Source organism: Pseudomonas citronellolis (assembly GCF_029335315.1).
Classification (GTDB): Bacteria; Pseudomonadota; Gammaproteobacteria; order Pseudomonadales; family Pseudomonadaceae; genus Pseudomonas; species Pseudomonas citronellolis_A.
The window spans coordinates 1-9,748 of sequence record NZ_JARJLT010000299.1 but is presented as its reverse complement, the minus strand read 5'-3'; the positions used below and the strand labels follow the sequence as shown (position 1 = coordinate 9,748).

The 9,748-nt window shown below is 67.8% G+C and carries 10 protein-coding genes; 5 read left to right on the top strand and 5 right to left on the bottom strand.

The window, feature by feature from the left end:
• On the bottom strand, positions 1 to 594 hold a 594-nt coding region (locus P3W75_RS22630), incomplete at its 3' end, for a TetR/AcrR family transcriptional regulator (protein ID WP_276229551.1).
• Between the two features lie 141 nt (positions 595 to 735).
• Here P3W75_RS22630 and P3W75_RS22625 point away from each other — a divergent pair.
• The 3 genes from P3W75_RS22625 (at position 736) to P3W75_RS22615 (ending at position 4,563) form a co-directional block, all read left to right on the top strand.
• Positions 736 to 1,983, top strand: a complete 1,248-nt coding sequence (locus P3W75_RS22625) for a serine hydrolase domain-containing protein (protein WP_276229550.1) — start codon at positions 736 to 738, stop codon at positions 1,981 to 1,983.
• Between the two features lie 117 nt (positions 1,984 to 2,100).
• Positions 2,101 to 3,435, top strand: a complete 1,335-nt coding sequence (locus P3W75_RS22620) for an alginate export family protein (protein WP_276229549.1) — start codon at positions 2,101 to 2,103, stop codon at positions 3,433 to 3,435.
• Positions 3,436 to 3,462: 27 nt separating this feature from the next.
• Positions 3,463 to 4,563, top strand: a complete 1,101-nt coding sequence (locus P3W75_RS22615; protein ID WP_276229548.1) for a polyamine ABC transporter substrate-binding protein — start codon at positions 3,463 to 3,465, stop codon at positions 4,561 to 4,563.
• A 76-nt stretch (positions 4,564 to 4,639) separates the two neighbouring features.
• Here the strand turns inward: P3W75_RS22615 and P3W75_RS22610 are convergent, their stop codons facing one another.
• Positions 4,640 to 5,389 (bottom strand): SDR family NAD(P)-dependent oxidoreductase, encoded by a 750-nt coding sequence (locus P3W75_RS22610; RefSeq protein ID WP_276229547.1) that lies wholly within the window; start codon positions 5,387 to 5,389, stop codon positions 4,640 to 4,642.
• A 173-nt stretch (positions 5,390 to 5,562) separates the two neighbouring features.
• On the opposite strand from P3W75_RS22610, the gene P3W75_RS22605 reads away from it, so the two are divergent.
• A complete protein-coding gene (locus P3W75_RS22605; protein ID WP_276229546.1) occupies positions 5,563 to 6,480 on the top strand; it encodes a LysR family transcriptional regulator in 918 nt (305 codons plus the stop codon).
• A gap of 10 nt (positions 6,481 to 6,490) precedes the next feature.
• Here the strand turns inward: P3W75_RS22605 and P3W75_RS22600 are convergent, their stop codons facing one another.
• On the bottom strand, positions 6,491 to 6,667 hold the full coding sequence (locus tag P3W75_RS22600; RefSeq protein WP_346429863.1) for a hypothetical protein: 177 nt from the start codon (positions 6,665 to 6,667) through the stop codon (positions 6,491 to 6,493).
• Between the two features lie 281 nt (positions 6,668 to 6,948).
• Here P3W75_RS22600 and P3W75_RS22595 point away from each other — a divergent pair, with 281 nt between their 5' ends.
• The gene (locus P3W75_RS22595; protein WP_276229544.1) at positions 6,949 to 7,158 is read left to right on the top strand and encodes a cold-shock protein; all 210 of its coding nucleotides are present in this window, start codon (positions 6,949 to 6,951) and stop codon (positions 7,156 to 7,158) included.
• 88 nt (positions 7,159 to 7,246) lie between these two features.
• Here the strand turns inward: P3W75_RS22595 and P3W75_RS22590 are convergent, their stop codons facing one another.
• Positions 7,247 to 8,326: an MBL fold metallo-hydrolase gene (locus tag P3W75_RS22590; RefSeq protein ID WP_430765403.1), complete on the bottom strand. Its 1,080-nt coding sequence runs from the start codon at positions 8,324 to 8,326 to the stop codon at positions 7,247 to 7,249.
• Between the two features lie 188 nt (positions 8,327 to 8,514).
• Positions 8,515 to 9,540 carry a GlxA family transcriptional regulator gene (locus P3W75_RS22585; protein ID WP_276229542.1) on the bottom strand — a complete coding sequence of 342 codons (1,026 nt, stop codon included), beginning with the start codon at positions 9,538 to 9,540 and terminating at the stop codon, positions 8,515 to 8,517.
• Between the last annotated feature and the right edge of the window lie 208 nt (positions 9,541 to 9,748).

Genomic DNA, 9,748 nt, shown 5'->3' with positions numbered 1-9,748 from the left:
AATGCCGTTGAACAACAGCCCGATGAACGCCCTCACCCGCCGGGCGTGGCCGTCGAGGTCGAGGGTCTCGGCGCTGACCAGCTTGAGGAATTCCAGGGTGAGGAACTCGTTCAGCACCTGCGCCGCGTAGTCGGTGTCGACGTTCGCGCGAACCTTGCCCGCGCCCTGCAGGTGGCCGAGCAAGGCGCTGACTTCGCGGTTCAGGGTCTCGTTGATCAGCGTGAGCTGCTCCGGCGCCGAGCCGCTGTAGCGCATCGCCAGGAGCTCGCGCCAGACCGACACCGGCAGCGCTTGCAGTTCGTGCTTGAGCACCAGGCTTTCCAGGTGGCAGAGCACGTCCACCGGGTCGTCGAAGTCCAGGGCCAGGCGCACCATGTCCTGCACCGCCATCTCGTCGGTGGCGCGCAGCAGTTCCAGGAGGATTTCCTGCTTGCTGCCGAAGTAGTTGAACACCGTCGGCGCCGACACCCCCGCCTGTTCGGCGATCTGCTCCACGGTGGTGGCGGCGAAGCCCTGCCGGCGGAACAGCTCGATGGCCGCCTGGCTGATCGCCAGGCGCCGCGCTTCCTTCTGTCGCTCGCGAAGTCCGCTCAAGGCAAGCCTCGTCCCTACGTCTGTGTGTCCGGCGGATTGTACAGATTTTTGCGGAGAATAATTTTTTAGTTGACTAAAAGTTTTTAGGATGGGAAAAGTATTTCACCCCGGTGGTCCGTACTTCCCCTTCAGGAGTGATCCATGTCCCGCAATCTGCAACAGGCGCTGGTCGAGGCGTACGCCGAACGCCGCCACCAGCAACCCACACCACCGCTGATGATCGGCCTGCCGCCCGCGCCGGAGCTGCGCGTGACCGCCGCCGACATCCTGCTGCCGCCCTACAACCGCTGGGCGCTGCAGCACATGGGGCAGCTCTGCCCGACCCTGGTGATCGCCGCCGGCAACGCCGCGCCGAGCGAGCTGGGCGAGCGCGAAGAACTGCTCGGCGACTACCGCTTCGCCAGCCTCGCCGGCCGCGAGGTGAGCCTGGACGAGCACCTGCACGCCACCTGCACCGACGCCTTCCTGGTACTCAAGCCCGGCCGCGTGCTGAGCGAGCGCTACTTCAACAACCAGCGCCCGGACACCCGCCACATCATGTTCTCGGTGACCAAGTCGGTGACCGGCGCGCTGGCCGAACAGCTCATCGAGCAGGGCCTGCTCGACCCGGACAAGCCGGCGCTGCACTACGTGCCCGAATTCGCCGGCACCGCGTTCGAGGACGCCAGCGTGCGCCAGGTGATGGACATGGCCATCAGCATCGATTACGTCGAGCACTACGAAGACCCCGAGTCGCCCACCTCGCACCTGCACTACACCGTGGGCCTGACCCCGACGCCCGCCGGCATCCAGCGCTTCGCCTCGCTCAACGACTGGCTGCTGTCGTTCCGCAAGCACGGCGAGCACGGCGGCTTCTTCCGCTACGTCACCGCCACCACCGAGGCCATGGGCTGGATCATGGAGCGCGCCAGCGGCAAGCCCGGCCACGAGCTGTTCGAGCAGATGTGGCGGCAGCTGGGTTGCGAGCGCGACAGCTTCCTGCTGGCCGACCCCTCCGGGCACGGCGTGGTCGGCTTCGGCTTCAACGCCACCCTGCGCGACATGGGCCGCTTCGGCCTGATGCTGCTCGGCCGCGGCCGCTTCAATGGCCGCCAGGTGCTGCCGCAGGCGGCGGTGGAACGCCTGCTGCGCGGCAACGACCCGGCGGTGTACGCAACCAACAAGGAGTTCTCCGAATGGAGCCCGCAGGCCTCGTACAAGAGCCAGTGGTACGTGTTCAACGACCAGGCGCTGATGGCCGTCGGCATCCATGGCCAGTGGCTCTACGTGGACTTCGCCAACGAGGTGGTGATCGTCAAGCAGTCGTCCCCGCCGGAAGCGGAGAACGCCCTCGACAGCGACACCGTGCACCTGCTCCGGACCCTCGCCGGTAGCCTCGCCGACGTCTGACGCGCCGCCACTGAAAGCTAGCAACCCGGTGACGCACGCCCCGCGCGCGTCCTTGGGCCCCCCTGTGCCCGCCCGACTGCCCTGTGCCAATAACAACGAAATGCAGGAGCCACAGCAATGATGATCGGAAAAGTCGCCTCGCCCACCCGCCTCGCGCTGGCCATAGCGCTGGCGGCCGGCAGCCCGCTCGCCCACGCCGGAATCGCCTTCGGCGAAGGCGACTTCAAGGGCGAATTCAACCTGAGCGTGTCGGCCACGGCGATCCAGAGCCACAACGCCAACTTCGGCCTGGGCCGGATCGACCTGCGCGACGGCAGCCTCGGCAAGCAGAACGACAACTGGCAGGAGTACTACGTCAAGCCCGGCGCGACCTTCGAGTACGCGCTGAGCCCGGACTTCAGCCTGCTCGGCGGCGGCTCGCTGATCGCCGCCGGCACCACCGGCGACGGCGACCCCGGCGGCTACACCCGTGGCGACGAACACAACACCTCGGTGGAGGAAGCCTACGCGGGCTTCCGCGCCGGCGAGTGGACGCTGACCCTGGGCGACCAGAACTACATGGTCGGCAACGGCTTCCTGGTGATGGACGGCAACCTCGACCAGTTCGGCGACGGCGCCTACTTCAGCGCCCCGCGCACCGCCTTCCGCGACGCCGGGGTGCTGTCCTGGCAGCACGAAGCGTTCTCGGCCCAGGCCTTCAGCCTGCGCACCGACGACCACCTGGGCGACCTGCGCATGAGCGGCGGCAACCTCGACCTCAAGCTGCCCAGCGTCACCCTCGGCGCCATGGCCTTCGGCGTCGAGGCCAAGGACGACAAGCTCAACGCGATCATCCCCCGCGACGGCATGCGGGTGTACAACGTGCGTGCGCTGAACGCCTCGCTGCCGGGCCTGGAAGCGCTGCAGCTGAACGGCGAATATGCCGCCGAGCGCGGCAGCAGCAAGGGCATCAGCTACGACGCCAGCGCCTGGTACGCCTCGGCCGACTACAGCTTCCACGACCTGCCGCTGCAACCGACCATCGGCTACCGCTACGCCACCTTCTCCGGCGACAACGACCCCGGCGACACCACCCGCAAGGACTGGGACCCGCTGAGCAAGGGCTACACCGACTGGGGCACCTGGGTGATCGGCGACGTGGTCGGCAACTACCTGCTGTACAACAGCAACGAGGAAGCGCAGACCTGGCGCGGCAAGGTGCACTTCAACGAGCAATGGTCCGCCGGCGCGCAGTACCACCAGTTCAAGCTGAACTCCAACTACTACTTCGGCATCCCGGTGAAGGACCGCGACTTCGCCAACGAAACCGGCCTGTACCTGGAGTGGATGCCCACCGAGCACATCTACACCTCGCTGGCCTACAACTGGGTCGACCCGCAGGCCGGCGCCCGCGAAGCCCTGGGCAACGATCGCTTCGACACCCTGGAATGGTTCTTCGCCTACAAACTCTGACCCCATCCGCAACCGTGAGCTGATCCGATGAAAATCAACAACACGTGGTTCGCCGCACTGCTCGCCCTCGCCTGCCTGCCGCTGGCCACCGCCCGCGCCGCGCAGCCCGAGCTGAACATCTACAACTGGGTGGACTACCTGCCGCCGCAGGTGCTCAAGGACTTCCAGGCGCAGACCGGGATCAAGGTCAACTACGACGTGTTCGACAGCCCGCACACCCTGGAAGCCAAGGTGCTCACCGGCACCTCCGGCTACGACCTGGTGTTCCCCAACAGCGTGCAGGTGGCCAAGTTCATCCAGGCCGGGGCGATCCAGAAGCTCGACCGCGCCCAGTTGCCCAACTGGCAGCACCTGGACCCGGGCATCATGCACAACCTCGAACGCGTCGACCCGGCCAACCAGTACGCCGTGCCCTACCTGTGGGGCACCACGCTGATCGGCTACAACGCCGACAAGGTGCGCCAGGCCCTGGGCGCCGACGCCAGGCTGGACAGCTGGGACCTGGTGTTCAAGGAGGAAAACATCAGCAAGCTGCAAGGCTGCGGCGTGGCGATGATCGACGCCCCGGAGGAACTGCTGCCGATCGCCCTGCACTACCTGGGCCTGGACCCCAGCAGCGGCAACCCGGAGGACTACAAGAAGGCCGAGGCGCTGCTGCTGAAGGTGCGCCCGCACATCCGCTACTTCAACTCGGCCAAGCTCGCCTCGGACCTGGCCAACGGCGACGTCTGCGTGGTGGTGGCCTGGTCGGCGGCGGTGCTGCAGGCCCAGGGCATGGCCGCCGACGCGAAGAAGGGCAACGACATCCGCATGCTGCTGCCGCGTGAAGGCACGCTGATGTGGGCCGACACCATGGCCATTCCCAAGGGCGCTAAACACGCCGCCGAGGCGCAGAAGTTCATCGACTTCCTGCTGCAGCCCAAGGTCATCGCCCAGGTTTCCAACCTGATCGGCTACCCGAACCCGAACCGCGACGCCACCGCCGAGATCAACCCCGAGCTGCTGAAGAACCAGGCGATGTTCATTCCCCAGGAACAGCGCGGCAACCTGTTCACCCTGGCGCCGGTGCCGATGCGCATCGAGCGGGACATGACGCGCAGCTGGACGCGCATCAAGTCCGGCACCTGAATGCGCCGCGCCCCGCCGTGAGGCAGGGCGCGAGCGTTGCGTACAAGGCCCGGCGCAACGCCGGGCCTTGGCGTTTTCACACCTGGGCCATGCCGCCGTCGACGAACAGTTCGATGCCGTTGATGAAGCTGGCCGCGTCGGAGCCGAGGAAGGCCACCGCCTTGCCCACTTCCCGCGGCTCGCCCAGGCGTCCCAGCGGCACCTGCGCGGCGAGCGCGTCGAACAGGCCCTGGCGCGCCTCGTCCGGCACCAGGTCGCCCAGGCCCGGCGTGCGGATCGGGCCGGGGCTGACCACGTTGACGCGGATGCCGCGCTCCTTCAGGTCCAGCGCCCAGGAGCGGGCGAAGTTGCGCACCGCCGCCTTGCTCGCGCTGTAGACGCTGAAGCTCGCCGTGCCCTGCACCGAGGTGGTGGAGCCGGTGAGGATCACCGAGGCGCCATCGCTCAGCAGCGGCAGCGCCTTCTGCACGGTGAACAGCACGCCGCGCACGTTGGTGCCGAAGATTCGATCGAAATGTTCCTCGGTGATCGCGCCCAGCGGCAGCATGTCGCCGCCGCCGGCGTTGGCGAAGAGGATGTCCAGGCGCCCGGCGCTTTCGGCGATGCGGGCGTACACCGCATCGAGGTCCGACTGCACCGAGACGTCGGCGCGGATGGCGGTGGCGCCCGGCCCGATGGCCACGACGGCGGCGTCGAGTTCGGCCTGGCGGCGGCCGGTGATGAACACCCGCGCGCCCTGCGCGGCCAGTTCCTGGGCGGCGCCGAGGCCAATGCCGCTGCTGCCGCCGGTGACGAGAGCGATCTTGCCGTTGAGTTGCTTGTTCATGTCGAGCTCCAGATAGGTGTCGTGGGTTGAGTCGCGTTGGCCCGCCGGGTGTGTCGCCGTGTCGGGCATGGCGCCAATCTAGGGCCCTTCGATTACCTGAAAAAGATCGCATAATGGAATGACTATCCACATGCATGGATAATCAACTCGACCTTTCCCGGAGTCGCGACGACATGGATCAGCTACTGGCGATACGCGCTTTCGCCCGCGTGGTGGAGGCTGGCAACTTCACCCGCGCGGCCGACTCGCTGGACATGCCCAACGCCACCCTGAGCAAGCTGGTGCAGGAACTGGAGGCGCACCTGGGCGTGCGCCTGCTGCAGCGCACCACCCGGCGCGTGACGGTGACGCCCGAGGGCCTGGACTACTACGCGAAGGCCACGCGGGTATTGCGCGACCTGGAGGACATCGACGCGTCGCTGAACCTCGCGCGCGGCAAGCCCCGTGGGCACCTGCGCATCGACGTCGGCGGCTCGACCGCGCGCGACGTGCTGATTCCGCTGTTGCCGGAATTCCTCGCGCGCTATCCGGACATCCGCGTCGACCTGGGCGTCTCCGACCGCGCGGTCGACCTGATCGGCGACAACGTCGACTGCGTGATTCGCGGCGGGCCGCTGGAAAGTTCGTCGCTGGTGGCGCGGCGGCTCGGCGAGGCGCCGATGCTCACCTGCGCCACGCCCGGCTACCTCAGGCAGTACGGGGTGCCGGCCTACCCGGAGGAGTTGCGCAACGGCCACCGGCTGGTGGCCTACGTCTCCACCCGCAACGCGCGGGCGGTGCCGATGCGCTTCGAGCGCGACGGCGAGAAACTGGAGATCGCCACCGAGCATCGCGTCGGCGTCAACGAAAGCAACGCCCACCTGGCTGCCTGCCTGGCCGGCCTGGGCATCGTGCAGACCTTCCGCTACGCCGCCGCGTCGGCGCTACGCGAGGGCGCGCTGGTGGAAATCCTCGCGGCGTGGCGGCCGGCGGCCTACCCCTTCCACGTGGTCTACCCGCACCACCGGCACGTCACCCAGCGCCTGCGGGTGTTCATCGACTGGCTGGTGGAGCGCTTCCCGACGCAGCTGGAGGCGGCCGGCGAAGCCTAGCCGGGACGGCTCACTCGGGCTTTTCCTTGCCCTTGACCTGCTGCCGCGCCCATTGGCTCTTCTGTGCGTTCTGGTTCCAGGCCGTCTCGCCGACGGGGATTTCCTGGATCTCGCCGCCCTTCGAGAGAAAGGCCTCGACCTGCGCGTTCAACTGGTTTCTTGCCTGGCTTTCCGGAGAATCTGACACGGCGGAACCTCCCGATGGCGAGCCCTCGAACTGGGGGCCCTGGCGGGACTATACGGTATCCCCGCCCGGGCATGGGAAAAGCCGAACGAAGCATTTTCCGCCGGTCGCTATCAGAAAGTGCTGTCCAAACCGTTCAGACCCTGTATGCTGTCGCCGCTGCCTGCACGGTTTAGCGGCTCCGTATTGATGTTCAGTACCATCTCCTCGGTTTCTCTTCACTTGCACCAGTTCAGCCAGGCCCTTAGCCTGTATATCTACATATCCAACCTTGGAGTTACATCATGTCCAATCGCCAAACCGGTACCGTCAAGTGGTTCAACGCTGAGAAGGGCTTCGGCTTCATCACCCCCGAAAGCGGCCCGGACGTCTTCGTTCACTTCCGCCAGATCGAATCCACTGGCTACAAGACCCTCGAAGAAGGTCAGCGCGTTAGCTTCATCGTGACTGCCGGCGCCAAAGGCCCGCAGGCCGAGCAAGTTCGCGCCGAGTAATCCCGGTTTCGAAACGAAAAGCCCCGCATCGCATTGCGGGGCTTTTTGTTTTCCGGGGAATGAGTTTCCCGCGCTACATCCCTCCCCCTCAGCGTTCGCCGGACAGGCAGGACGCGCTCGCCGTTGGCGCCGCCGCCGCTTCCAGCTCCACCACCGCCCGCCACCAGCGCTCGCCCACGTGCGGGGCCCCCATGTCGACGCGCTCGCCCATGGCCGGGGTCGCGACGCTCACGCCGTGCTCGGCGGCCAGTGCCAGTACCCGTTCGAAGGGTTCGTACCAGGCGTGCATGGCCAGGTCGAAGGTGCCGTTGTGGATCGGCAGCAGCCAGCGCCCGCCGAGGTCCAGGTGCGCCTGCAGGGTCTGCTGCGGATGCATGTGTACGTAGGGCCAGCTGTCGTTGTAGGCGCCGGTCTCCAGCAGCGTCAGGTCGAAGCCGCCGAAGCGCCGGCCGATCTCGGCGAAGCCGTCGAAGTAGCCGGTGTCGCCGCTGAAGAACACCCGGAAGTCGCCGTGCTCGATCACCCAGGACGACCACAGCGTGCGGTTGCCGTCGCGCAGGCCGCGCCCGGAGAAATGCTGCGCCGGGGTCGCGCTCAGGCGCAGGCCGTCGACCTCCACGCCCTGCCACCAGTCGAGCTGGCGCACCTTGGCCGCCGGCACGCCCCAGGCCAGCAGCCGGTCGCCCACGCCCAGCGGGGTGAGGAACAGCTCCACCTGCGGCGCCAGGGCCTTGATGGTGACGCGGTCGAGATGGTCGTAGTGGTCATGGGAGAGGATCACCCCGCGCAGCGGCGGTAGTTCGCCCAGGGCGATCGGCGGCGCGTGGAAGCGCTTGGGCCCGGCGAACGGCAGCGGCGAGGCGCGGTCGGAGAACACCGGGTCGGTCAGCCACCAGCCGCCGTCCAGTTTCAGCAGCAGCGTGGAGTGGCCGAGGCGGAACAGGCTGCGCTCCGGCGCGGCGTCAAGCGCGGCGCGGTTCAGCGGGCGGATCGGCAAGGGCTCGCGCGGCACCGTGTGCTTGGGCTTGTTGAACAGCAGGTTCCAGATCACCTTGCCGTCCGGCTCGGGCATGTCGGCCGGCCGCGGGCTGAGGTTGTGGAAGCGCCCCTGCCGGGCCTGGGGCGAATGGCCGTGATCGGCGATGGGCGCGCGCAGCAACGGATGCAGTTTCAAGGCGTGGGTTCCTGGGTGGGCTGCGGGACGCAGCTGGGACAGCTTGCAGCATAGGCGCCGGGCCAGCCAGCCGTTTGCCTGTTCCTGCCGCATTCCTGCCTGATTCTCCCGGGCTTCAGCGCGCCAGAATACGCCGTTGGCGGTAGCGGACCCGAGCCACGCCGCCCGCTCGCGGCGAAGGTTTACTTGGCCGACTTGACGCAGGCGTAGCGCACTTCCTTCGACGGCCCGTAGCCGAAGAACGAGGCGTAGCACTTGCTGAAATGGCTCGGCGAAACGAAGCCGCAGGCCAGGCCCACTTCGACCAGCGACAGGTCCGAGTGCTGCAGCAGGCGGCGGCTCTCGGTGATGCGCAGCTCCAGGTAGTAGCGCACCGGCGAGGTGCCCAGCTGCTCCTGGAACAGCCGTTCGAGCTGGCGCTTGGAGCGCCCCACGTAGTGCGAGAGCTGGTCGGTGTTCAGTGGCTCCTCGAGGTTCGCGCCCATCAGGTTGAGCGCGTCGCGCAGCGGCTGCGACATCTTCTCGTGCAGGGCCGGGCGGGTGCGGCGGAAGCGCGATTCCTCGAAGGCGAGGATATCGACGATGGCCTCCACCAGCTCGGCGCCGTGCTGCGCGTCGATCCACTCCAGGACCATGTTGAAGGCGCCGGTCGGGCTGCCGGCGGTGAGGCGGCAGCGGTCGACCCGGTGGCTCTCCGCCGTCACCACGCTGCCCTTGGCGACCTCCGCCAGGGCGGCGCGATTCTCCGGGTGGATGGCGCACTGGTAGCCATCCAGCAGCCCCGCCTTGCCGAGGAACCAGGCGCCGTTCCACAGCCCGCCCAGGGCCACGCCGCGCTCGGCCGCCAGTTGCAGCAGGCGGCTGAGCGCCGGCAGGTCGCGCAGCGGCGTGCGCAGCCCGCCGCAGACCACCAGCAGGTCGAGATCGAGGTCGCGGCTTTCCAGCGTCGCCGAGGGGCAGATGACCAGCCCCAGGTCGCTGGTCACCGGCTCGCCGTCGAGGCTGAAGGTGCGGGTCGCGTAGGCGCCCTCGCGGATCAGGTTGGCGGTGACCAGGGTATCCAGCGCCTGGGTGAAGGCCGGCAGCGAGAAATGTTCCAGCAGCACGAAGCCCACGCGCCGCTGACGCTGCGGATCGCCCGGCTTGCGCTCACCGACGAAACGCAGGTTCTGGCCCTGCAGGGCCCCGCTGAACTGTCTTCTTTCCACCGTCTCGATCCCTGTCCTGTCTCACGGCAACGCCATCGTGGATTATACAAACGCCCCGCCGCCCGGGCACTCGGCGCCGAGCGCGAGGAGCATCTGCTCGCGCATCCAGCGCTGCCCCGGCGCGTCGGCGTGGCGCAGGTGCTGGAGCATCCGCAGCGTGTAGCGCGGCACCTCGAAGGGCACGGCGTGCACCGTCACCGGCGCCGCC